The 21,946-nt window shown below is 59.6% G+C and carries 24 protein-coding genes, 2 tRNA genes and 2 pseudogenes; 20 read left to right on the top strand and 8 right to left on the bottom strand.

Features of this window, described 5'->3' with window-relative positions; genetic code table 11:
- The first annotated feature begins 29 nt into the window (after positions 1-29).
- Entirely contained in the window at positions 30-563 is a 534-nt protein-coding gene (locus P1N55_RS00730) for a multiprotein bridging factor aMBF1 (RefSeq protein WP_276277130.1), read from the top strand.
- On the opposite strand, the gene P1N55_RS00725 is transcribed toward P1N55_RS00730, so the two are convergent.
- Positions 560-1,090, bottom strand: coding sequence for a response regulator transcription factor (locus tag P1N55_RS00725; protein ID WP_407067187.1), 531 nt, complete (start codon positions 1,088-1,090; stop codon positions 560-562). The genes P1N55_RS00730 and P1N55_RS00725 overlap by 4 nt on opposite strands.
- A 126-nt stretch (positions 1,091-1,216) precedes the next feature.
- On the opposite strand from P1N55_RS00725, the gene tpiA reads away from it, so the two are divergent.
- Positions 1,217-1,864 carry a triose-phosphate isomerase gene (gene tpiA / locus P1N55_RS00720; protein WP_276277128.1) on the top strand — a complete coding sequence of 216 codons (648 nt, stop codon included), beginning with the start codon at positions 1,217-1,219 and terminating at the stop codon, positions 1,862-1,864.
- A gap of 21 nt (positions 1,865-1,885) precedes the next feature.
- On the opposite strand, the gene P1N55_RS00715 is transcribed toward tpiA, so the two are convergent.
- On the bottom strand, positions 1,886-3,673 hold the full coding sequence (locus P1N55_RS00715; RefSeq protein ID WP_276277127.1) for an ATP-binding protein: 1,788 nt from the start codon (positions 3,671-3,673) through the stop codon (positions 1,886-1,888).
- Between the two features lie 146 nt (positions 3,674-3,819).
- Here P1N55_RS00715 and P1N55_RS00710 point away from each other — a divergent pair, with 146 nt between their 5' ends.
- Positions 3,820-4,167 carry a hypothetical protein gene (locus P1N55_RS00710; RefSeq protein WP_276278654.1) on the top strand — a complete coding sequence of 116 codons (348 nt, stop codon included), beginning with the start codon at positions 3,820-3,822 and terminating at the stop codon, positions 4,165-4,167.
- A 15-nt stretch (positions 4,168-4,182) separates the two neighbouring features.
- On the opposite strand, the gene dinB is transcribed toward P1N55_RS00710, so the two are convergent.
- On the bottom strand, positions 4,183-5,523 hold the full coding sequence (gene dinB / locus P1N55_RS00705; protein ID WP_276277126.1) for a DNA polymerase IV: 1,341 nt from the start codon (positions 5,521-5,523) through the stop codon (positions 4,183-4,185).
- Positions 5,524-5,540: 17 nt separating this feature from the next.
- Here dinB and P1N55_RS00700 point away from each other — a divergent pair, with 17 nt between their 5' ends.
- On the top strand, positions 5,541-6,059 hold the full coding sequence (locus P1N55_RS00700; protein ID WP_276277125.1) for a site-specific integrase: 519 nt from the start codon (positions 5,541-5,543) through the stop codon (positions 6,057-6,059).
- A 288-nt stretch (positions 6,060-6,347) separates the two neighbouring features.
- Positions 6,348-6,515: a hypothetical protein gene (locus tag P1N55_RS00695; RefSeq protein WP_276277124.1), complete on the top strand. Its 168-nt coding sequence runs from the start codon at positions 6,348-6,350 to the stop codon at positions 6,513-6,515.
- A 401-nt stretch (positions 6,516-6,916) separates the two neighbouring features.
- Here the strand turns inward: P1N55_RS00695 and P1N55_RS00690 are convergent, their stop codons facing one another.
- The 4 genes from P1N55_RS00690 to P1N55_RS00675 all read right to left on the bottom strand — a co-directional run bounded on the left by P1N55_RS00690 (position 6,917) and on the right by P1N55_RS00675 (position 10,666).
- Positions 6,917-7,744 (bottom strand): hypothetical protein, encoded by an 828-nt coding sequence (locus P1N55_RS00690; protein WP_276277123.1) that lies wholly within the window; start codon positions 7,742-7,744, stop codon positions 6,917-6,919.
- A gap of 358 nt (positions 7,745-8,102) precedes the next feature.
- A complete protein-coding gene (locus P1N55_RS00685) occupies positions 8,103-8,756 on the bottom strand; it encodes a restriction endonuclease (RefSeq protein ID WP_276277122.1) in 654 nt (217 codons plus the stop codon).
- Complete coding sequence (locus P1N55_RS00680) at positions 8,756-9,100, bottom strand: hypothetical protein (protein ID WP_276277121.1); 345 nt, start codon at positions 9,098-9,100, stop codon at positions 8,756-8,758. Before P1N55_RS00680 ends, P1N55_RS00685 begins: the two co-directional genes overlap by 1 nt.
- Positions 9,101-9,787: 687 nt before the next feature.
- Positions 9,788-10,666: a phage NrS-1 polymerase family protein gene (locus P1N55_RS00675; RefSeq protein WP_276277120.1), complete on the bottom strand. Its 879-nt coding sequence runs from the start codon at positions 10,664-10,666 to the stop codon at positions 9,788-9,790.
- A 939-nt stretch (positions 10,667-11,605) separates the two neighbouring features.
- Between P1N55_RS00675 and P1N55_RS00670 the strand changes: the two genes are divergently transcribed.
- Positions 11,606-12,304 carry a hypothetical protein gene (locus tag P1N55_RS00670; protein ID WP_276277119.1) on the top strand — a complete coding sequence of 233 codons (699 nt, stop codon included), beginning with the start codon at positions 11,606-11,608 and terminating at the stop codon, positions 12,302-12,304.
- A gap of 534 nt (positions 12,305-12,838) precedes the next feature.
- Here the strand turns inward: P1N55_RS00670 and P1N55_RS00665 are convergent.
- Positions 12,839-13,267 carry a CBS domain-containing protein gene (locus P1N55_RS00665; protein WP_276277118.1) on the bottom strand — a complete coding sequence of 143 codons (429 nt, stop codon included), beginning with the start codon at positions 13,265-13,267 and terminating at the stop codon, positions 12,839-12,841.
- A gap of 80 nt (positions 13,268-13,347) precedes the next feature.
- Here P1N55_RS00665 and P1N55_RS00660 point away from each other — a divergent pair, with 80 nt between their 5' ends.
- From P1N55_RS00660 to P1N55_RS00595, 14 genes and pseudogenes are all read left to right on the top strand, one after another.
- Positions 13,348-14,100, top strand: coding sequence for a glycosyltransferase family protein (locus P1N55_RS00660; protein ID WP_276277117.1), 753 nt, complete (start codon positions 13,348-13,350; stop codon positions 14,098-14,100).
- 26 nt (positions 14,101-14,126) lie between these two features.
- Positions 14,127-14,210 (top strand) — tRNA-Ser (locus P1N55_RS00655).
- Between the two features lie 320 nt (positions 14,211-14,530).
- Positions 14,531-15,910 (top strand): hypothetical protein, encoded by a 1,380-nt coding sequence (locus tag P1N55_RS00650; protein ID WP_276277116.1) that lies wholly within the window; start codon positions 14,531-14,533, stop codon positions 15,908-15,910.
- 52 nt (positions 15,911-15,962) lie between these two features.
- Positions 15,963-16,261: pseudogene (locus P1N55_RS00645) on the top strand (DUF5785 family protein).
- A gap of 99 nt (positions 16,262-16,360) precedes the next feature.
- The gene (locus P1N55_RS00640) at positions 16,361-16,612 is read left to right on the top strand and encodes a hypothetical protein (RefSeq protein WP_276277115.1); all 252 of its coding nucleotides are present in this window, start codon (positions 16,361-16,363) and stop codon (positions 16,610-16,612) included.
- A 37-nt stretch (positions 16,613-16,649) separates the two neighbouring features.
- Positions 16,650-16,922, top strand: a complete 273-nt coding sequence (locus P1N55_RS00635; protein ID WP_276277114.1) for a hypothetical protein — start codon at positions 16,650-16,652, stop codon at positions 16,920-16,922.
- A gap of 8 nt (positions 16,923-16,930) precedes the next feature.
- A complete protein-coding gene (locus P1N55_RS00630; protein ID WP_276277113.1) occupies positions 16,931-17,284 on the top strand; it encodes a DUF7344 domain-containing protein in 354 nt (117 codons plus the stop codon).
- Positions 17,285-17,311: 27 nt separating this feature from the next.
- The gene (locus tag P1N55_RS00625; RefSeq protein ID WP_276277112.1) at positions 17,312-18,073 is read left to right on the top strand and encodes a GTP cyclohydrolase III; all 762 of its coding nucleotides are present in this window, start codon (positions 17,312-17,314) and stop codon (positions 18,071-18,073) included.
- 79 nt (positions 18,074-18,152) lie between these two features.
- Complete coding sequence (locus tag P1N55_RS00620) at positions 18,153-18,728, top strand: CBS domain-containing protein (protein WP_276277111.1); 576 nt, start codon at positions 18,153-18,155, stop codon at positions 18,726-18,728.
- 49 nt (positions 18,729-18,777) lie between these two features.
- Positions 18,778-19,245 carry a GNAT family N-acetyltransferase gene (locus P1N55_RS00615; RefSeq protein ID WP_276277110.1) on the top strand — a complete coding sequence of 156 codons (468 nt, stop codon included), beginning with the start codon at positions 18,778-18,780 and terminating at the stop codon, positions 19,243-19,245.
- Between the two features lie 32 nt (positions 19,246-19,277).
- A tRNA-Thr gene (locus tag P1N55_RS00610) sits at positions 19,278-19,351 on the top strand.
- A 424-nt stretch (positions 19,352-19,775) separates the two neighbouring features.
- A pseudogene (locus P1N55_RS00605) lies at positions 19,776-20,210 on the top strand (bacteriohemerythrin); the annotation flags it as partial.
- Between the two features lie 132 nt (positions 20,211-20,342).
- Entirely contained in the window at positions 20,343-21,347 is a 1,005-nt protein-coding gene (locus tag P1N55_RS00600) for a protoglobin domain-containing protein (protein ID WP_276277108.1), read from the top strand.
- Positions 21,296-21,814, top strand: coding sequence for a methyl-accepting chemotaxis protein (locus P1N55_RS00595; protein WP_276277107.1), 519 nt, complete (start codon positions 21,296-21,298; stop codon positions 21,812-21,814). Before P1N55_RS00600 ends, P1N55_RS00595 begins: the two co-directional genes overlap by 52 nt.
- Positions 21,815-21,946 lie beyond the last annotated feature (132 nt).

Raw genomic sequence — 21,946 nt, 5'->3', positions numbered from 1 at the left:
TATACCGTCGGCCCGTCTACCGTGGGCACATGGTTCAATGCGAGATGTGCGGGAAGGATGTCGCCTCCCCCAACCGCGTCAAGATCGAGGGGGCCGAACTCGACGTCTGTGACGAGTGTACGGACTTCGGGACGGAGGTCAAGACCCAGGACAGCTCGTCATCGACCTCCACGAAGTATTCGACGTCCTCGAGCGGGTCCAGCAGTTCGTCGTCCTCGTCGTCCTCTGGCGGGTCGTCCTCGGGTGGCAGCAAACGCCGTCGCCGGGACATGTTCGACGAGATGGACGAACTCGCACAGGACTACGACCAGCTCATCCGCGAGGGTCGCGAGTCACAGGGCCTCAGCCAGAAGGAGCTGGCCCAGAAGCTCAACCTGAAGGCGAGTCTCATCCGGAAGCTCGAACACGGAGACTCGCTTCCCAGCGACGACGTCCAGAAGAAACTCGAGAAGGAACTCGGCATCGACCTCAGCGCGGCCGGGAGCAGCGACGACACCGAGTGGTCCAGCGGGTCCAGCAGCGGCGAGTACACGCTCGGCGACGTCGTCAAGCGCAAAGACTAGAGCCTGAGGTCCGACTTCTCGACGTCCAGGTCAGTCGCGAGCTCGTCGACGCTGTCTGCGAGCGCCTCGATGTCTGCCTCCAGTTGCTGGTAGCGATCGCTGTCCTCGAGTTCGGCTGGCGACTTCTCGACCCGGAGGACGTTTCGCTTCAGCTTCTTGCTGGTCAGCGTCTGGAGCTTGTCGTTGTAGGTCGCGACCTTCGAGAGACGCTCGACCAGCGAACACAGGTCGTCGCGGGTGACTGGTTTCACCAGGTAGTCGTCGATGCCGATGCCGATGATGTCGAAGTCCGGGTTCACGGCCGTCACCATGGCGACGCGACAGCGCAGCCCCCGCTCCTCGATCTCGGCAAGCACCTCGTTGCCCGAGACGACTGGCATCCGGCGGTCCAGCAGGACGACGTCGACGTCGGTCGAGAGTCGCGCGATGCCCTCCTCGCCGCTGTAGGCCGTCAGGACCTCGTAGCGGTCCGCGAGGTAGTCGGTGTAGAGGTCGGCCAGATGCTGTTCGTCTTCGACGACGAGCACTGTCGGCACGGGCGAGCCCCCCTGAGTCACGGTTCGACTGAGAGTTCCGCCCGGGCGGCCTTAACCTTCACTACCCGCCGACCCGATTGCACAACCTATTTGCGGGCGGCCGTCGCTGATTCGCGCATGTTCGTTCTGGTCAACCTCAAGGCCTACCCGTGTGACCCAGTCGAAGTAGCGACGGCCGCCGCCGACGTCAGCGACGAGTCGGGCGTCCGCGTCGCCGTCGCCCCGCAGGCGGCCCACATCGAGTCCGTGGCCGAGACGGGCGTCGAGACGTGGGCCCAGCACGTCAGCCCCAACGAGCACGGCAGCCACACCGGCAGCACGCTCGCCGAGGCCGTCGCCGACGCCGGCGCCGTCGGCACGATGCTGAACCACTCCGAGAACCGCCTGAAGCTGGCCGACATCGACGCCTCGCTCGACGCCGCCGACCGCGCGGACCTAGAGACCATCGTCTGTGCGAACAACCCCGACCAGATCGGCGCCGCCGCCGCGCTCGGCCCGGACGCCGTCGCCGTCGAGCCGCCGGAGCTCATCGGCACCGGCACGCCGGTCAGCAAGGCCGACCCGGACATCGTGACCGGCGCAGTCGACGCCGCGGCACGCGTCGATGGCGACGTCGACGTCCTCTGTGGCGCCGGCATCTCGACGGGCGAGGACCTCGTCTCGGCGAGCGACCTCGGCGCGACCGGGGTCCTGCTGGCCAGCGGCGTCGCGAAGGCAGACGACCCGCGCGCGGCGCTGGAAGACCTCGTCGAACCGCTCGTCTGACGGGAGACGCTTCTCGCGGCCTCAGTCGTCCTCGAAGACCTCGCGCTCGATGCGCGAGGCGTACTCCTCGATGCGCATGTCGTCGAGGTCCGCCTCGCTCTCCTCGGCGACGAGGTCGCGCAGGCGGTAGTCGTAGGCCCCACGGCCGACGTGCTCGATGAGGCCACGCAGGCGCAGCGTCCGGTTCCGGGCGTAGGCCGCCGTCCGGTCGCCCGAGCCACCGGAGGAGAAGTGCGCGTTCAGCGGCGTCCCCGGCCCCTGCTCCCGGTAGTACGAGAGCATCCGCCGGGTCTTGGTCTCCATCTCGGCGACGTCCGCGAGGATGTCGCCGACGACGTCCGGTTCGTCGGACGCGGATTCGCCGTCGGTCCCTGTCGCGTCGGCCTCGTCGTCCGACGGGTCGGCGTGTCCGTTCGTGGACGCCGCCTCCACGTCGGCGGCGTTCGCCATCGCGGCGGCGAAGGCGGCGTCGGCCCCGCCCCCCTCGGCCGTCGCGCCGCCGTCCTGCCCGTTCGCCGTCGGCCCCGAGCCGTTGGCCGAGGCGCCGTCTGCACCGCCGTTCATCGCGGTGCCGGCGTCCTCGAAGGCGCTGAACGCGTCGCCGAACCCGCCGCCGGACGTCCGGTCGGCGGCCGGCGGGTCCTCGTCGGTCGCCGCCTCAGACCCGGCATCCTCGCCGTCGGGGGCCGCGTCTTCGGGGGCCGCGAACCGGCCGCGGCGCTCGCGCATCCGCTCTTGCTCGGTCCTGCCGGGGTTGTAGTCGTCGACGTGGTCGATGAGCGCGCTGGTGAACTGCTCGGCCATCCGCGAGAGGTCGCGGGCGTCCTGGAGCTCGGTCTCCAGTTCCGCGATGCGGGAGTTCTTCTTGTCAAGTTCCTCGCGCAGCTCCTTGATGCGGCTCTCGGTGGCCTGTTTCTCCTCGCTGATGGTCTCCAGTTCCGAGACCAGATCCTCGCTGACAGACTTCAGTTCCGGGCGCTCGAAGTCGTCCAGACCCGGCGTCGCGCCAGCGTCGAAGGTCTGCTTGCGGTGGAACTGGACCCGGCGCACCCGCTCGGACCAGTCGGACATCATGAACGCCTCGCCGTCGTTTAAGTCCTCGACGGCGTTCTCGTACTGGCTGTCGAGGATGCGCCCGACCACTTTCGTGTCGTTGTTCCAGGTCAGACGGTGCCAGACCAGCCAGTCACACTGGGTGATGTAGTCTTTTTTGACGTCGGCCGGGCGCTGGCTGATGCCGACGATGCCCAGACCGTGTTTGCGGCCCCGTTTGCCGATCTTGATGAGCATCTTCCCGACCTCGCCCATCCCACCCTTCTCGGGGATCCACTCGTGGCACTCCTCGACGAGCATCAGGAACGGCTGTTTCTGCTTTTTGGCCTTGGCGAACAGTTGTTTCGACACCTCGGTCAGCAGGTTCTCGGCCTCCGCCTCGTCGAGGTACGAGGAGACGTCGAGGATGATGGGGACGTTCTGTTCGAGCGCGAGCGTGGCTATCTTCCCGGCGTGTTCCTCGGTGACCTGGATGTCACACTCCTCGTCGCCCCCGACGTGGAGGATCTCGTACTCCTCTTTGAGGCCGTAGTATTCGCCGTCGATGTCGACGACGAGCAGGCCGAACCCGTTGTCGAGCAGCTTCTCTGCGACGACGCTGGCCGTGTTGGACTTGCCCGACCCGCTCTTGCCCGTGATGAACCCGCGGCCGGTGAGCAGTTCGACGACGGGGATGTCGACGGACTGTCCGGGGTCGTCCGACCCGCCCGGGCCGGCGCTCGTGTCCGCGACGGTTATCGTTTCGGTCTCTCCCATACGTTTCTGACGGAGCTACGCGTCCCTCGCCCCATAACCTTCAGTCAGACGCTAGTCACACGGGTTACACGACGTGTGGGTGTCACGGGGAGGGCAACGGCTATTGCCCTGGCACGCGCTAGCACGCATGGAGGGTTCACGTGGGCATGGCGCGATACGAGACCATCGTCGAAGACGGCGTCGTCTACGTCGGCAGCAGCGACGGCCCTATCGAGGTGGCGCCGCTCGACGACGTCGTCGACGCCGTCGGCGGCCCGGCCTGGACGATTCGCTACACGGACGCCGAGAAGGAGCGCTATCCGGGGATGGACACGAGCGACGAGGGCCTCGTCGTCGACGTCGTCGACATGCTCAACGCCATGACCCACGGCGAGCAGTTCGTCCAGACGCTGGCGGCCCACCCGACCGTCGTCCAGGCCGAGGACGAGATCTCGCCCCGGGCGGGCCTGCTGGTCGGCAAACTGCTGGAGAACCTCGAGAACGGCGTCTCCTGACGACCGCGAGGGGTATCAGACGAACTCCCAGAGCGTCGTCTGTCCGTCTGGGCGTCGGCCCGGGAACGCGCCGGAGTCCGACGCCTGGGCGTCGACATCGGCGTCCGTGGGTTCGCCCCCGTCGGAGAAGGCATCGAGCGAGGGCTGGTCGGCCCCCCGCTCAGAGTCGTCGTCAGGTCGGTCGCTCCCCGTCCCGTCGCCGTCGAACCCGTCGAGACTGGCCTGTTCGCCGGCGGCGAAATCGAGGTTCGAGACGCGGACGCCAACCTTCCGGACGGCAACGTCGTCGAACTCCGAAAGCAGGTCCAGCGCCACCGACTCGACGAGTTCCGGATCCTCGACCGGGCCGGGGAGCGACCGGGCCCGCGTGTTGACGTCGTAGGGCGGTTCGACGACTTTGATGCCGATGGTCTGGTACTGGGCCGCCTTCCGGGCGGCGCGGTCGGCGACGGCCTCGGCGAGCGTCCGGACACGGCGGCGAACCGTCTCCGTGGCGTCCGTCGCGTCGGTGAACGCAGACTCCCGCGAGAGGCTCTTGGGGTTCCCGCGCGGCGTGACCCGGCGTTCGTCCTCGCCGCGGGCGAACCGCCGAATCTCGCGGCCACGCTCGCCGAAGCGGCGTTCGAGGGTCTCGGGGTCCGCGGCCGCCAGGTCGCCCGCAGTCTCGACGCCGAGTTCGCTCAGTTCGCGCGCGGTCACCGGGCCGACGCCGTGGACCTCCTCGACAGGGAGGTCGGCGAAGAACTCGCGTACCTCGCCAGGGCGGACGACGACCATCCCGTTCGGCTTCTCCCGGTCGCTGGCGACCTTCGCGGCGCTCATCGTCGGTGCGACGCCGACGCTGGCAGCGACGCCCACCTCGGCACGGATACGCGCTTTCAGGTCCCTGGCCCACGCGTCCACCTCGCTCCAGGCCACCAGGTCGGTCACGTCGAGGTACGCCTCGTCGATGCTCACCTCGCGGACGACGGCGGCCTCGTCGTGGATTATCTCCCGGACCTCCTCGGCCACCGACTCGTAGAACTCCATGTCCACGGGGCGGTAGAAACCCGCGTCCGCGACGTCCAGGTCCGGGTCGCCCGCCGCGTCCACCTTCCGGGGCAGGGCCGAGAGCGCCTGCGAGATGGGCATCGCCGACTCGACGCCGTACTCGCGGGCTTCGTAACTGGCCGTCGCTACCGCGCCGTGGACCTCGTCGGCCTCGTAGCCCATCCCGACGACGACGGGTTCACCCTCGAGCGCGGGTTCCCGGCGGCGTTCGCACGCGGCGTAGAAACAGTCCATGTCGACGTGCGCGACCACCTGATCCGTCGTCGACGTACGCACACCGTGCGTAGACAGCGATTCGTTGCCCATCGGGGTTCGTCAGAACAATGGTATCGAACAAACTCCAACCTATCGGCGCACGTAGAGCCTTCGAACTATACCTCGATGATTGTGAGAACGAACTATCGCCCAACACGATCGAGGCGAAACGGTACCGTCTCGGTTTTTTCGTTGATTGGTGTGAAGGAGCAACCAACGTTGAACGTGGAACGACTGACACCGACTTATCCGACGTAGATGACCGTATCAGCAATCTCAATGAGTTATCGGGGAGAGACATCATCCAGTACAAAAACTGGCGTAAAGATGGACTCAAGACCGTCTCTCTCAAGACACAGTTGTCGGAGCTACGGACATTCCTTCGATTCTGTGTGAGTATTGACGCCGTCGATGAATCAGTCCCCGCCAATATGCAAGTTCCAAAACTCGACAAGGGAGAAAACGTTCGTGAGACTATGATGAGCGAGGAAGAAGCAACCACTCTCTGCAACTTCCTCGAACGGTATCAATACGCTTCTCTCGACCACGTACTGATTCTTCTTCTTTGGCAGATGGGGCTCGAATGAGCGGAGTCCACAGTCTTGATGTGGAACACATCGATACAGAGAACAACCGAATTACCATCGAACACCGTCCCGAAGACGGAACACGACTCAAGAACAAGGAAGATGGAGAACGTGTTGTCACGGTCCCCGCATCGACGATCAGTATTCTCGAAGATTACGTAGAGGTGAACCGTACACCCGTCACGGACGAATACGGTCGACGCCCGTTACTGTCAAGCGATAGCGGTCGAATGGACAAGCGAACACTCTCGAAACACGTCTACAAATGGACGTGCCCTTGTCAGTACAATGAACCGTGCCCAGCTGACAAAGATCCATATGAATGTGAGTATACTGGGTCACTTCGTGGAGCCGTCAAGTGCCCTCACAACACTCGGCCTCATGATATCCGAAGAGGAAGCATCACTTCGAATCTTCGGAAAGACGTCCCCGAACGTGCCATCAGCGACAGAATGAACGTATCAATCAATACGTTGGATAGACACTATGATGAACGGACCGAGACAGAGAAAGCAGAACAACGGCGTGAGTGGTTCAACGAGGACTAACTAATCACTCAATTCATCAAAGTGCATCCGAGGAAAGCGTGGGATGACAGATACTAGTGGATAGGGCTTCGGTCGGGTATCCCACTCCTCGCTCGGGCATAAATGCCACTCGCTTCGGGAGGGGATACCACGACTCGAAGCCTTCACAGTCTGATGACAATGAAGAATAGGGAGATAGTTGTGTTTTACCATCAAATGTTGAAGGACGGTGGTAGTTGGTTAAGCACTTTGAACAAAAATCCTCACTCCCTCCCGACAATGGTTGATACTGGAATATCGATTGCGTATTATCAATAAGTATACCAAAATTCACACAGAGTTAATCATATCTATTATAGCAGTAGGGTAAACTGCATTATTGAGTTTGAAATCAGCATATTGATCAAATTCGCCAGCATGCACACCTAACAATGCTCTCTTATTGTCGTATGTCATTAAATTGGCCGCGACATGCACGTTCTCTGGTTTATTTGGATCCTGCATTATACTCTCTGGTGGTTGTGTAATGACTGGAGAGCCACTTAATCCAGGATGTGTAACAGCATCAGTGAGAAAGGCCTTCTTGGGTATCCCTGCGGTTGTATCAACCAGCTCCTCAACTGTTCTTCCATAAGGACTTGATATAACTGCGTTTCGGGCTACTGGATACGAGGGTCCAAAATACTCAAGTGGATATCCCAATATTATTGCACCAGATCCCCCAGAAAAAATCATAGACATCGGACGACTTTCTGGAAAATCTTTCTCACGAAACGCCAAATTTCCATACTTATAATCGCTGGAAATTTGCTTTGGCGGTAGTATGTTAATTTGAGAATCTACGACTGGTGGTTTTAGGGGTATAATTCCTATATCAACCCGATGATCATTATTGAGCCAAAGCTTTTCATCATTTTTGTTTCGGAGCGTGAGAGTACTCTCTTCGAATTTATCTAAATCAGAGGGGTCATTTCTAATTCTTATTTTAGCTTTCTGTAGCTTGCATCCATTCTCTGTCTCAAAACCCAAAGCATGACGATTTGTAATTAGATAGGTCTCATCAGAATATCGGAAAAAGAATCCCGTGGCATGATTGTCATTAGCGTAGATTATTGGTGTAGTGGTCAGATAGTGTCCTGTTATTGGATTTTGTCTCATACGCGACATTCAAAATCTGGGTGCTTATAACATGATGGGCGGATAAGATCAGATAATGCTTGTAAAGAATATGTTTCAGCAGTTTTGCGATTCTTCGAGATAATTGGTGTTGCTGAGTAGGCGTTCTGTTTTATCACGACTGCCGAACAGATTGACGATATATAACCGTTCGAAGGCTCCTGTAAGTAGCCACCCATTGGAGAGAGATACCACGGACGTGCCACGCGAAGGAGCCAGCCAACAGTCAGGATAGTGTGTAGATCCCCCATCGAAGGATATGTCTTTGGGATTTAGATATGTGGCATGGTAGAGGGCTTCCCTGTCCCTCGAATCGAACAAAAAGTCCAGGTGTGAATTATCAAAATACGAATACTCGGACAACCAAAAACACGATTAGTAGAATAAATCCGAGCGCGAGCAATCCTTGCCCTACTGCAAGGATTGCTTCCTCAGTAGACATTTCTTCATCAGTTTCCACTCTCACTTCGTTACCGCTATTGACCGACGATGGATCATCTCGAGTAGACTGGAATTTCGGTGCATCATCGTTATTGGTCTCGTCTGTCGGAGTATCATCAATGGGCTGGTCGACGTACCTGTCGACGAGATCGTATGCATCCACGTCGTCAATAATTTCGAGAAGGGAATCTCCGTTGATTGTCTTGACATTTAGTTCCGAGGCCCGATCCATAGCATGAGAAGTGAAATCACTGGTAGTTACGACGATCACTGAATCTGCTTCAGGCACTTGTCTCTTGAGAGAAGCATACTGCTGAATCTTCGAAGAGGACACTTTATTCTCGGGTGCATTCCGTTTCACCTGGATTACCTGTGTCTGGTTGAATGGATTGGACTTCCGTACTAAAACGTCGATCCCCGCATCTTGGGACTCAGTGGTAACTTCTGCTTCCCACCCCTGTCGTTCCCATAGTTCAGCTATAAATTTTTCAAATTGGTATGGGTCGATTGACCCGAAAGATTGCTTGATACCCTTAGCGCGATTTTCGCTCATTAGTTACTTATCTTCCGAACAAGGGTTTTCAGTCCTTTGTAACCCTTCTTCAATGATTGGCCAAGAATCATCATTCCTTCCTCAACGGCTTGGTCCAGTTCCTCGTCGTTCGCTATTGGCTCGGATTGTTCCAACCAAGCTGGGGGACGCATGTCTAATGCAGGTTGCATGGGTTCAATTCCAGCCATTGATTCCATTTCAGCATTGAACGCGTCGACTGAATCGTATCGGTTCAACACATTGCTGACGTATGATGAGGAGCAGCCACACATATCGGCAATCTGTTGACTTGCCCTTGGGTTGTTCCTGGCAGTAATCAGGATGTCCCGCTGCAGGTCCGTCATATCAGACATAATTGGAAAGTATCTGCTTATTATACTTTAACACTTGGTCTGCTTTTAGTGACATGATCGGTGTTAGGGAGGGCTCTTGTCAATTATTCATTACTCTGTGCCGATTTACAAAATCGAAAATAATCGAGCCTCCATTTCACGAGAGCGTTCTTCCAATAAACACGGACCAAGAGCTTTTGATTCGTAGTTCGGCACGCGCAGATTTACTTACAATATTCAGGCAATAATAACACTCAACAATCCTGCTCGCGCAAAAGACCCTCTCCCGAAAGGATCTACAATGAACGTATAGGTAATGTGGAGGGTTCAAGGAAAACGACAGTCAAAGGAAATTCGGTCATCCGATATATGATATCTGATTCTGTTCAAATACTTTCCGTGCCTTATTCTGAATGGGCAGCAGGAGTACACAGTGGTGGGTCACGGCAATAATCCTCAGATGTCTTCAAGGATGGACGCATATTCCAATACACGGTAACTCACCACTGTGTTACCTTGCGGCCAATAGAGACTGCTAACGACTTTTGTTGATTTTTCAGTTTAGATTCTGTGAGTTAATTAAAAATAGAGGTGTCAGGACTGAGTAGTACGTTCTTTAAGGATTCTCATTTGACCCAACAGCAATTGAGTATCCATCTTGGTACTTAATATACTAGTCACGAGTTCATCGCTATGATCTCAATTCACATAACGACCTGAAAATGTAGTGTGATTGTTTTGAATAGCCGTACTTATCGTCTGTTTGACGTAATCGCTCCGTGTTTGTACTTTTTTCCTTCGTCCGCGTTCGGATTTTCGCCACAATCTCTTCATCAATTCAGGATCTTCGCGAGTCCAGAAGGCGAGGCAACCACAGAGTGCCATATCTGCCTCAGATGGCGATGAATACATGACGGACCCCTCGGAGTTGAGTAGATCAAGACACTTCTGTGCATGAGTACTGCTATCATCAGCATACGCTTCTATAGTCCTTCGAATTCTATCTACCTGGGGACTGTCTCCCTCCCCTCCGCCAGAAACTGCAATTTCTCCCGATTGTGTCGTCATAGGGAATCGGCTATGGATATCCTTGATTAGATTTTGTCGTTCGGGGATAGTATCTTGTGGACCGATGTCTGGAATCCGCTCTCCTGTGACAACGATGTAACGCCCATCCTCGTAGGCTTCAATGCTTCCAAAATCGTGCTCGGTGTATTTGTGCCCTCGCTCATCAAGCAATTCTCCACGAACAAAGACGTGCGCTCCTGTGCGAGACGATGAAATCTCGGCGTAACTATCCAGGTTGCGGATGTCGTCACGTGTCTGTTGACTGAATGTGCCGTTACGGGCTACGTTATCATAGTCAAAGACTACAAAGGGATCCGACTTTGTCAAAACAAACCCGATCCTCAAATCATCGAGTCCATCAGAGTATTCGACTGCCGTCTCGTAATCAAGCAATGCGTCGATATCCGACCATTTCCGTGGACTCACAGGCTGTTTATTTTCTGTTACGACCCATTGATCAAACGAGCGCAGATCCTCTGGAATATCCGTCTTGATATCTAATTCACTCATGGGTGTTGAATTTACGGAACGTTAGTTTGATGACGCCCTCAGTGTCGATCTTTTCGAATGTGCCATTAGCGTGGTCAGCATATCCTGAATCGATTGCTTCGTTGACCGACTCAAACCGTTCGAGGATTGCAAAGCCGATGGCTGCACCGTATATCCCCCAATAATGAGCCGAATAGGTTCGCATATCGGCATCGAGGCATCGTTCAACAGTTCGTTCCATTACATATTCAGGAGTTTCCAGCTGTGAGCATACACACCGTACAGCCATTGCATCGTCTTTCTTCCTTACTCGCTTGTCCGAGTCATTAGCGTAGTCTCTCCATCCAACTTGGGTCCTCCACAACCGCCGATTCTTACGATGGTCGTCCGAGAACGGTTCATCCTGATTTGCTCCCGTCCAAGCAGTGAATGTATCAGGATTAGTCATTCCCGAACGGCGACTGCCAACGACAGCTTCATTATAATAGTCGCGACTCTTGTATGCGAAAGAATCTTCGCGTATGTCTTGACGACGTCGACGAGACGCATGCCTAACGTTTGGGGAGAAGGTGCAGATATCCGTCGAGTTTGATGGTTTAAATTCTGTACCATGCTTATGCCGTAGACCACCCATCTTAGGTTGCGCATTCATTCGAAATCACGAGCGTGCCGAATTTAGCTCGGACTTTTCAGCCAACAACAGTGGAGATTCCTTTGGTTCTACTCCAGAGATAGAGCCATTCCACGGTATCTGACGAGACCAGGAGTTGTGACACGAACAAACATGGAATCACTTTTCGGCATTCCGCTCGAATATTCGTTGGAATTGTAGCCATAAGTAGAAGTCGTGGCCATGGTGAAAGTAAAGACCATATCAGCTATAATGATCCCCATGTGTAGCCTTGATGATGGGTATGCCAAGGAAAATAAAAGGGCAGCGACAATCGACACTGTAAGAAAGTGACAAAGAAAGCTATTGTACAGGGGGAGATTCACATTGCACAAAAAGATAGTAGAAACCTCTTTGACAGAAAAACCGAGGAAACTGAAGTCTTATTTGTTGAAGGACGGTCGCAAACTATTCAACTCGATCACTCTTCGGTAGGGTACGTACTCTTTCTAATCGGATATCTCACACTTGAACTTCTATATCAGACATTCAATCTGCTTGACGAACTTCTCCCGTCAAGGAATTTGTGGGACATACAGGACGAAGCAGAACGTCAGGGATTGGATGTCCATTCGGAGATAGATGCAGAGCTTCATGAGATGTGGGCTTGGATCGAAGGTACTGGCGAAAAGATGCTCTATATCGTTGCTGTCATTTTTGTTTCGTATGCAATCGGGTTAGTCATAATTGACCTACCGACCTTCTTGATACCAAATAAATTGATGCCAGCCATTGTGATAGCAGGAACCCCTTTTGTGTATTCTGCTTGTGCCGTATTCCTCATTGGGGATGATAGTAAGAGAGATGAGATTATGTCACGCTCAATCGTTGAATACAGCAGACAGGAGGGATACTCGGAAGTTCTTGTTTTGTGCGGTGACAAACATGCGGCTGGAATATCGGACCGATTAGAGGATCGTGGATGGAAAGTTGATATGGAACGGAGTTCCCATCCATTGGCTCGGTTTACACGGTTCGTTACAGAGTGAGATCAATGATATCCTACTAGTGTGTCCACTTGCTGAAATCGGCAGTACTTTTTGTTTGAGACAACCGCCGTATTGAACGAACCCCGAGATGGCGAACGGACGCGACACGAACGACCGAACCATGCGGGAACATACCCGTGAGACTGTTGTCAAATCGCCCGAAGTCTGGTGGTTTGGGATTCAACGTAGTAAGTAGAAACAGTCCATGTCGACGTGCGCGACCACCTGGTCTGGGCCGTCCGTGCCCGGGAGTCGCGCGGCGTCCATACGTCTACGTGTATGCGGGGCGTGAAAACCCCTGCGTCGGCCGACCAGACTCGCCAGTACGGGTGCGGGTGTGCTCGCAAAACCAGTCGAGGGGTCTGACGGCCAGGGGCGGCCACGCCCCCCGGCGCCTGGTCGTCCGTCGATGCCGATTCCGGAGTGCGTCAGCGGTACTTCCCGCCGGGAGCGCGTACTGACCCATGGTAACGTATCTCACAAACGAACATCAACGTTTCGCTGCCCGCGACCCGTCAACCCGGTATTGCCGCGTCAGGTCGGGTCCCACTCCGCCCGGAGCGAGGCGGCGTTGGAGAGCTCGGACCGCAGTTCCGTGAGGTGCCAGACGACGTCCGAGAGCGTGACCATCCCCACGAGGTCGATGCCGTCGATTACGGGCACTTTCTTGACGCCCTCGTCGGCCATCGTCCGCGCCACAGTCGAGACGGCCGTCGACGGTGTCGTCGTCACGACTGGCCGGTGACCGACGGCCTCCACGGAAAGCGACGAGAGCGGGTCGTCGGTCTCCAGCGCGAGTCCCAGCGCGTCCGATTCAGTGACGATACCGACGGGGTCCCCCTCCCCGTCGACGACGACCACGGAGCCCACCCCCTCCTCGAGCAACCGGCGGACGGCGTCTGCGAGCGTGGCGCCGACCGGGACCGTCACGACGTCGGTCGACATGAGGTCACGAACCTGCATGGCTGGACAACTGCGGAGACGACCAAAAAGAGTGGGGGCCGAACGCAAACGACAAACACGAGAGGGTCCCAGTGACGAGTATGACCACTGTCGCAGTCCTCGCAGACCCGCCCGCCGAGGGCGCCGTCCTCGAGGACCTCGCCGGGGGACTGCTGTCTGACCGCGAGGCCGCGGACCTCTACGCGGCCATGCTGGCCGACGTCTGTCGGGCCGTCGAGTCCAGCGGCGCCGACCTGCTGGTCAACTACCGGCCGGCCGACCAGGTACCTGGGGTCGACGACCCCGAGGCCGCGATTCGAGAGACGCTGGACGCCGAACTCGAGTCGCCGGCCGACGCCCGCTACGAGGTCCAGGTCGGGTCGACGTTCGCGGGCCGCGTCGGGAACACCGTGACCCACCTGCTCGAACGGGAGTCGGTGGCCACCGCCGCGGCCGTCGAACCGACCGCCGCCCTGCTCGCCCGCCAGCAGATCGACAGCGCCGCGATGAAACTGCGGTCCAGCGACGCCGTCCTCGGCCCGACGATCGACGGCCGGGTGTACTTCGCCGGGTTCGGCGATCCGGTGGACTTCGACGACGCGTACGCGACGCCGAGCGTCCAGAGGCTGACCGAGCGGGCGGACGACGCCGGCCTCGATGTCGACTTCCTGCCGACGAATCCGGTCGTCGAGACGCGCGCGGACCTCCGGACCGCGGTGCCGATACTCCGGGCCCGGCGGCAGGCCGGCCGCGTCGTCCCACCACGGACCACCACGCTCGTCCAGCAGTACGGGCTCCAGGTCCGCGACGAGGGCGCGGGCCCCGAACTCGTCCGGGAGACCGACAGGCCTTAGAGGAATCGTCCAGTAGGGCCGACTGCGGTGGGGTGGCAGAGCGGCCTATTGCGCCTGCCTTGAAAGCAGGTATCCTCACGGATTCCTGGGTTCAAATCCCAGCCCCACCGTATTTTGCCACGAGCAACTCGCGAGTGGCAAATACGTCAACTGGGATTTGAAGCCGACGAGTCGCAGCCCCACAGCGAAGCGAGCAGGACCGTCTCGGCTCGGTTCAAATCCCAGCCCCACCGTTTTGCTGCGAACGACAGTGAGCAGTGAACGGTGCACCTGGATTTGAAGCCGACGAGTCCCATACCGCGCAGCGACGCGAGCAGGACCGTCTCGTGCGAGTCGTGATATAGACTCGACGGTCATCGAGATGGTCGCTCAAACGTCGACCGAAGCAATCACGCAGTTTTATACGGACGGTGCCGGTCATAACACGTATATGAGCCGACAGAAGCGGTCCCCGGGCGACACCCTGACAAGAGCACTGCAGTTCGGTGCTGTTGCCATGCTCGTTGCGGGTGCGGTTATCGGGACGGCAGCAGCCGCACCGAGTCTCGTCGTCACCGGCGGGCATCTCGAATCGTCGGAGGCGCTGGTCGGTGACGACTTCAACGTCACAGTACGCGTCGTCAACGTCGGGAGTAGCGGGGGCGGGCTTACTGTGGATATCCAGCGGAACGGGACGAAGATCGCGAGCGAGCGGGTCGTGGTGCCCGGCGACTCGGACACGCGGATCGTGAAGTCCGTGGTCTTCGACAACCCGGGGACGTACCGGATCACTGCTAATAAAGAGGAGATCGGTATCGTGCGCGTAAAACGCGCAACAGCGCAGGTGACAAACGAGACAAATGCGAGTCGGTCCATGGCAATACGGACCGGTGGCATCCCGACGACCGACCCCTACGACATCGACATACCGGCGGCCGAGAACCGTTCGTTCGCCATCGAACGGTGGACGGTCGAAGCGAGCGAGGACCGGTTCACCCAGCGCGTCACCGAGTACACCACCCCGTCGGCGTCGTCGGTGACGCTACCGGACGACGAGGGGACGTCGGTGCTGGGCGTCGTGACGGTCGGGTCGAGCGGCGGCGTCGACGCGGTGCGGATGCGGGTCGCGGTGAATCGGACAGCACTTCGTGACGCCGGCATCGAGACGGACGCGCTCGCCCTGTACGCACAGAACGGGTCGACCTGGACCGAACTCGAGACGTCTGTCGTCGACGAGCGGACCGACGCCGTGGTCTACGAGGCGCGGGCGGCGAACTTCGACACGCTGGTCCTCGGGACCATCCAGCCGGTCTTCGACGTCGGGGAGACGAACCTCAGGACCGTCCCGACGACTGACGGACGCCGGATCGTCGTGGAGACCGCCGTGACGAACAGCGGCAGCGTCGCCGGCGACTACGAGGCAACGATGACCGTCAACGGCGAGTCGGCCAACGCCTCCGTCACGAGAGTTCCGCCGGGCCAGCAGCGGACCGTCACGCTCGCGACCGACGTCACGAGCGCCGGCGAGTACCGGGTCGCGCTGAACGACCGGAGCGTCGGGAGCGTCGTCATCACGGAGGCACAGGTCGCCGACGAGCCCACTGACCAGCCAGGGACCGACACCGGGACGGTATCGCAGCCAGGTGGCGACGGTGACGGCGACGGCGACAGCGATGGCCTCCCGGCCGGTCTCCCCGCGACCGTGTTCGGCATCGACACGGTGCTCGTCGCGGGCGGCGTGGCCGTCGCACTGCTCGTGTTCTTCGGTGCGCTCGCAGTGATGCGACGTGGAAGCGGTGACGGGCCCGGCGGCTCCGACTTCGAGCTCTGACCCCGGACCGCGGGAGAGAAATCCTTTTTGTGCCGGTGTCCCACCGTCCGGTATGGACTGGCCGCACGACCCGGACGGGGACGAAGGTAGCGAAGGACGGCGCAAGTACGGCCACGCAGTGCTTGCGAAGAAATCGACGAGGACGAGGACTTCCCGCTCGAGGCGGCGGCGTTCGTCGAGGCGTACGGCGACCACCCGGTCCGCATCGACTACGAGACGGTCGTCAGCGTCGAAGACATCTTCGAGTACGTCGACCAGGAGTCCTTCGAGGACTTCCCGGACTTCCACAAGGCGGTCGGCCGGGCGCTCCGCGAGGCGGACTGGTGGCCCTACCGCCTCGAGCACGCCTGAGCACGCGTTGCTCCGGAGAGTGTCTCGACGCGGACCCCGCGACCCGTGCGCCGGGTCGTGGCAGGTGGAGTTATCCTTCAGTTAGCCACGAGTGCCCTTGTGGACGAGCCGCCCGCCGACGTCGCCGAGGAGAGCGGGGAGTGGGCGTACCCGTCGCCGACTTCCGACGACACCGATCCCGAGACGGTCGCCGAGATGGACCCGCCCGCCGCGACATCCGAGGACGTCGAAGCGACGCCCACCGAGTCGATGCCCGAGCCGCCAAAACGTCCCGACGCGCTCTTCGGGGGCAACCTGGCCGACGGACAGCGCCTTCACTGGTACCTCCGGGGGACGCGAACGTCCTCGTGATGGCCAAGGGACGCTCGAGCGCGAGCACTACCGGGAGGTGACCACCACGCCGCTAGTCCGGACGGACGACGGGGCCTTCGAGTGGGCGATTCCCGCGCGGCTCATCAGAGGGCACGCGACCGCCATCGACGGCCTCGAGGAGGCGTTCATCCAGCCGGGACGGGCGATTCACTTCCGAGCCGCCACGGCGATGCTCGACGGCGAGACGCGCACCTGTTACGCGATGACGACGGACCGGCTGGAGCAGCTCACCGGGAGACTTCTCGTGTGGTATGTGACCGCACTACATACTTATGCTGGTACGCTGTAGCTGGTACCATGGCGACACAGGACCCCGATACGGAACGGGACGGACCGCTACCGCCGGACGTCGTCGCTGACCTGCTCGCGGACGAGCGGCGACGGCGGGCGCTGGAGATTCTCGACCGGCGCGACAGACCGGTGGTCGTCGGCGACCTCGCCAGGGCGGTGCTCGCAACGGAGCGGAACGTGCCCGAGGCGGAGGTTCCGGACGACGAGGTCGACGCGGTCCGGGCGGAACTGTACCGGGACCACCTCCCAAAGCTGACCGCCACCGGCGTCGTGGCCTACGACTCCATGGTCGGCACCGTCGAGTTGCGCCGCCCGGACGTGCTCCCCGACGGCGAGCGGCCGATTCCGACAGACCAATAGCCGAGCGTCGACAAGCGGCTACCGACAGTGACGAATACGCAGGTTACGCACATCCAAATCGACAACTACGGCCCGTGGACGGTGACGCCTGAGCCGCGGCGCGAAGTCGACCTCCAGACGATGCAGTCGCGACTGTATGCCGACCTCGCGCAGCTGTTTGGCAACCGGGACGGCTACATCTTCTTCTCCAGGTTCGACAACATGATCGCCGTCACGAACGGCCTGGACATGGACGACCACGCCCTCATCCAGGAGTCCGTGGGGAACCGCTACCCAGTCTCGATGAGCCTCTCGGTCGCGACGGGGACGACGCCTGCCTCGGCGCTGGGCACGGCGACGGAGCAACTCCAGGCAGCCGGGAGCGCACAGGACAAGGGCCGCCGCGAGGTCCTGCGGGGCCAGACCATCGACGAGGAGTTCCGGACCGGGACGGACGTCCAGCTGGCGCACTTCGACGTCGACGACGCCACCGAGAAGTACACCGACCAGCTCAACGAGTTCGACACGTTCATCCGCATCGAACAGGGCTACGCCGCGCTGATGAAGTACATGCGCGAGAGCCACGACTCGCTTTCCTTCTTCGTCGGCGGGGACAACGTCATCGCCGTCTGCCCCTCGCTCGGCCGGCGCGACTACGAGGACGCTATCGAACACGTCCGGGAGACGGTCGACGTCGAGCTCAAGGTCGGGGTCGGCGATGGGCGGACGGCCGCCGATGCCGGCATGGACGCCAAACACGCCCTGGAACACTGTCGGGCGACGGGCGAGCCAGTCACCATCGAAGACTGAACGACTAGCACACTAGGGATGGACGTGGCATAAGCGTACTGGGGGTATCTTTTAGACTCGTCGTGTGGTACACCCTCGCATGAACGGTTCCGTGACCGTCCGGGAGGTGATGGATCGGGAATTCCTCGGTGCGAGCGAATCCGACAATCTTCTCGAGACGACCGAGTTGTTGGTACGGAGTGACGACGAGGCGGTGCTGGTCTTGCGCGGAAACGATCCGGTCGGCTGGGTCACCCGCGACGACATCCTCGCACACGTCGTAGGCGAGGTGGCGACGGACTCGGCGACAGTCGGCGAGGTGATGAACGAGTCGCTTCCGGCTATCGGCCCGGACGCACGGCTCCCCGAGGCGCGAGATAAGATGGCCACGCTCGCTGCGTCCTGGTTGCTCGTCGTCGAGGAGGGGGAACCGCTGGGCACGCTGACGGCGAGCGACATCCTCTCGACGTCGTTGCTGGAGGGCGAGACGACAGCACCCGTCGAGACGGCCGAACAGATGGCGACGACGGGCCGGGCGGCCACGACCGACGGGACCGACTCCATCGCCGAGGACAACTTCGACGACCAGGGCATCTGTTCGGCCTGCGGGACGCTGACACAGAACCTCTCGTCGTTCAACGGCCAGTTGCTCTGTGCCGACTGTCGTGACGTCTGAGGCCTCCAGCCGACCAAATCGTTTTCCCCGTTCGACACGCACTTCGGGTGTGGAAATCCGGACCGCCACGACGGGTGAGACCGAGACCGTCGTCGACCTGTGGGTCGACCTCGCGAGCGACCAGCGAGCCCACGGGTCCCACCTGCTGGCAGCGGCCAACCGGACGAACATCCGCGAGTCTATCGCCGGTCGAATCGTCGGCGAGTCCGTGCTGGTGGCGACTGTCGACGAGGAGATCGTCGGGTTCGTGATGTTCACCGTCCGCCAGGGGCGCTACCGTCAGGACGTCCGGCAGGGCTCGATCGAGAACATCTACGTCCGGCCCGACCACCGCGGACGGGGCATCGGCTCGGCGCTGCTGTCGGCCGCCGAGGGCCGACTGGCCGACGACGGCGTCGACACGGTCACGCTCGAGATGATGGCCAGCAACGAGGACGCGCGCCGGTTCTACCGCAGGCACGGCTACACCGACCACCGCGTCGAACTGGAGAAGTCGGTAGAAAACGATACTCTCTAAACGGTCCCCCCGCAATCACCGTACGCGAACGCGCCAGGGGAGCTTGGGTGGTCCAAGCACTCGACTTGTAATCGAGAGTTCGTGGGTTCAAATCCCACCCCTGGCTCTCGACCGTTCCCCCGAAGTCCGACACGACGTGCACCGGGCACCTCGAAGCAATCCTCCGTGGCCTGTCTGTCCAGTACCGTAGGTTTCCACGCCGACCGGTACTGCTGGCTCCCCAGTGGGTGACTGACTTCGATCAGTCGTCTCCGGAACGGAGTATTTCGTAAGAGACGAAAGGAAATGTCTCACCGCGACGCGTGAGGCATGTGACGGGGCAGCCTCGCCCGGCTGACGGACCATGGCGGACACCATCGGTGTCGGGACGAGAGACAGTGGCCCGGCTTCCGCATCGAGGATTCGCTGGGACCCGTCGGTGTGGAACCGACATTTTTTCCGCAGTTCTCAGAATTGTTAGAAAATCAAATGTTCCCATCGAATGGGAACCCGAGCGGGTATTTTATTACAACAGTGCTGACGTTCAGAATATGCCCCTGATCGAGTGGGACGACCGACGCTACAGTACCGGAATCGAACGATACGACAAGCAGCACAAGCGGCTCTTCGAGGTGCTGAACAAGCTTCACGAAGCGATGGAGGAGGGCCGAGCAGAGGAAGAACTCGGCGACGTCCTGCGGGAGCTCGAGCGCTACACGGAGTACCACTTCAGTGACGAGGAGGAGTTCATGGAGGGCTGTGGGTTCGCAGACGACTGCTCCGAGTGCTTCTTTGGCCACCAGGAGATGCACGAGGAGTTCGCAGCGAAAGTCACCGAGCTGCGTGAAAAGCACGAGAACGGCGAGTACATCACGATGGAGGTCCTCGAGTTCGCCCGCGACTGGCTGGACTCCCATATCGCAGGCGGCGATCAGGACCAGAGTTACGGCGACTATTACGACTCCGAGGTCGACACCTACGACTTTGGCACCCACGAGATCGACGAGTCGACCTTCCAGTAATTCGGTCACGATCAGGAAACAGGAGGAACACAGAACCCACCATCCTTTTTTATGAGCTCAAATCCGGAAGAAGACGAAACGACGGGAGACGATGCTTTGCGCGAACACCTGGAAGTTGGAGAGACAGTCGAACAACTTGACTTCTCCCCTGCCAGGATACAGCGGTTGAAAGCGGCTGTCGGATTCGATGACAGCGATGTGAGGCGGCTTCGGGCGCTTGCGTCGTCCCTTCCTGCGATCGACACCCTCGACGAAGCGGTCCGTCCGAGTGAGGACTCGGATGAGACCGTCTCTGGTGCGGTCGACGAGTCCTCGATCGATAGCGATGACTATGCCGAGATTCAGCGTGCGTATCTCGATTCGCTCGTCTCCGGAGACTACGGTGAGTCCTATTTCAGGACACGGGCCGGTCTCGGCACGTTCCTCGATGAATCTGAGATACCGGTCCCGTTCTATCTCGGGCAGCAACACTCCAACTTCGAGATTCTCGTGGAGGCGACATCCGACCGAACCCAAGAAGCGGTGAGTGAGATTCTCGATGCAGCAGGTGTCGAGGAATCGACCGTCCAAGAGGTGCGAGACGAGATCCAGACCAACAACGAGGCGCTGGAGTCGGCGGCGAAGTTGCTCACTCTGGACCGGCAAGCGATCGTCGAGTCGTTCGTTCGTACCCGAGAAGCAGTATATGAGGACGAGCTGGAACGCCGCCGGGAGATCGCCGACGGCTCACGCGATGGTGTCGACGAACTCAAAAACTTGGCTGGGGAGGTGACCGCTGGAAGCAACGAGATCGCGGATTTGACAGAGACGGAGGCGGAGAACGTCTCACAGATCCAGGATGAGATGTCGAACTTGAGTGCGACTATCGAGGAAATTGCCGCGACTGCCGACCGCGTGGAGTCGGTCAGTGAACGTGCCTCGACGGTCGCGTCAGAGGGGCAAGAGTCCGCCGAGGAAGCAGTCGAGGATCTGGAGTCGATCGAGGAAGAGGGCGAGAAATCAAGGAGAGCATCATCGAACTGCAAGAGCGAACGGAACAGATTAGCGACGTGGCAGAGGTCATCAACGACATCGCCGACCAGACGAATATGCTGGCGCTGAACGCCTCGATAGAGGCTGCCCGAGCGGGTGAAGCCGGATCCGGATTCGCCGTCGTCGCCGACGAAGTCAAGAGCCTCGCCGAGGAGTCCCAACAGCAGGCACAGGAGATCGACGCGACGATAGCCGATATCCAGGAGGTGATCGACCAGACGGTCACGAACGCCGAGGCGACTATCGCAACGATCGACGATGGCGTCGAGAACGCGGAACGGGCGATGAACCAGCTCAACGAGATCGCCGACGTCGTTACGGATGCTGCACACGGGACCAAAGAGGTGTCTGAAGCGACAGACCAACAAGCCCGGTCCGCAGAGGAGGTGGCCACGAAAATCGACGAGACCGCCGAGAGAGTCGCTGAGATCGACGACGAGATACACGAGATCGCGAAATCCAGCGAACAGCAGTCGGCAAAGGTCTTCCAGATTACGTCGGACCTGAAACAACTCTCAGAGTCGTTCGCAGAGTAGCGAACGATCACGGCCCGCGAAGCCTCGCCCGGGTAGCGCTCGTCGGCGCGTTCGCGGGCCGACCTGTCGGCCCGCTGTCGACTCGCGGCTGCGACCCTCTCACGCGTCGCCCGCAGATTTATCTATACCCCC

The sequence above is a fragment of the Haloarcula regularis genome, from assembly GCF_029338315.1.
Taxonomy (GTDB): domain Archaea; phylum Halobacteriota; class Halobacteria; order Halobacteriales; family Haloarculaceae; genus Haloarcula; species Haloarcula regularis.
The sequence above is the reverse complement of the archived record's forward strand: the minus strand, read 5'-3'. Positions and strand labels throughout refer to the sequence as shown.